This window comes from Streptomyces sp. NPDC002386, assembly GCF_053593175.1.
The window spans coordinates 1-1,199 of sequence record NZ_JBSFBX010000043.1 but is presented as its reverse complement, the minus strand read 5'-3'; the positions used below and the strand labels follow the sequence as shown (position 1 = coordinate 1,199).

Below are 1,199 nucleotides of genomic sequence, written 5' to 3'. Positions count from 1 at the left end.
TCCGAGAAGTACCAGCTCAAACCCCGCGACTGGGAAGCCGCCGCACGCGAGGGCCGCACCATCGCCCCCCTCATCACCCGGCTCAACACCATCCGCCGGCAGCACCCCGCGCTACAGCGTCTGCGGAACCTCCGCTTCCATCGGACCGCCAACGACAACGTGCTCGCCTACAGCAAGAGCACGGGCCCGGACACGGTCATCGTGGTCGTCAACCTCGACCCGCACCACACCCAGGAGGCCACGGTCTCGTTGGACATGCCGCAACTCGGCCTGGACTGGAACGCCGCCCTGTCCGTGCACGACGAACTGACAGGTGAGAGCTATCACTGGGGCAGGACCAACTACGTGCGTCTCACACCCGGCCGGACGCCGGCGCACGTGCTCCACGTCGGGCGATCGACGCCCCAGATCGGAGGGCCCTCCGCGTCATGACTGTCAATGACCCCGTGCCGGACACTTTCGAGGACACCCCCGCCAAGGACCGGGATCCGGAGTGGTTCAAGCGCGCCGTCTTCTACGAGGTCCTGGTCCGCTCGTTCCACGACAGTGACGGCGACGGCATCGGCGACCTCAAGGGCCTGACCGCCAAGCTCGACTACCTCCAGTGGCTGGGGGTGGACTGCCTCTGGCTGCCGCCGTTCTTCAAGTCCCCTCTGCGGGACGGTGGTTACGACGTCTCCGACTACACCGCGGTCCTTCCCGAGTTCGGCGACCTCGCCGACTTCGTGGAGTTCGCGGACGCGGCGCACCAGCGCGGCATGCGCGTCATCATCGACTTCGTCATGAACCACACCAGCGACCAGCACCCGTGGTTCCAGGAGTCCCGCAAGGACCCGGACGGTCCTTACGGCGACTACTACGTGTGGGCCGACGACGACAAGGGCTACGAGGACGCGCGGATCATCTTCGTCGACACCGAGGTCTCCAACTGGACCTTCGACCCGGTGCGCGGCCAGTACTACTTCCACCGCTTCTTCTCGCACCAGCCGGACCTCAACTACGAGAACCCCGCGGTGCAGGAGGAGATCCTGGCCGCCCTGAAGTTCTGGCTGGACCTGGGCATCGACGGCTTCCGTCTCGACGCGGTCCCCTATCTCTACGCGGAGGAGGGCACCAACTGCGAGAACCTGCCGGCGACGCACCAGTTCCTGAAGCGGGTCCGCAAGGAGATCGACGCCCAGTACCCCGACACCGTGCTG

Annotated in this window: 2 protein-coding genes; both read left to right on the top strand. The window is 66.3% G+C overall.

Annotated features, from left to right (window positions below):
• On the top strand, positions 1-432 hold a 432-nt coding region (locus tag ACWCPN_RS34810), incomplete at its 5' end, for a DUF3459 domain-containing protein (RefSeq protein ID WP_451214584.1).
• A partial coding sequence (locus tag ACWCPN_RS34805; protein WP_392296228.1) for an alpha-amylase family glycosyl hydrolase occupies positions 429-1,199 on the top strand: 771 nt, incomplete at its 3' end. The genes ACWCPN_RS34810 and ACWCPN_RS34805, both read left to right, overlap by 4 nt.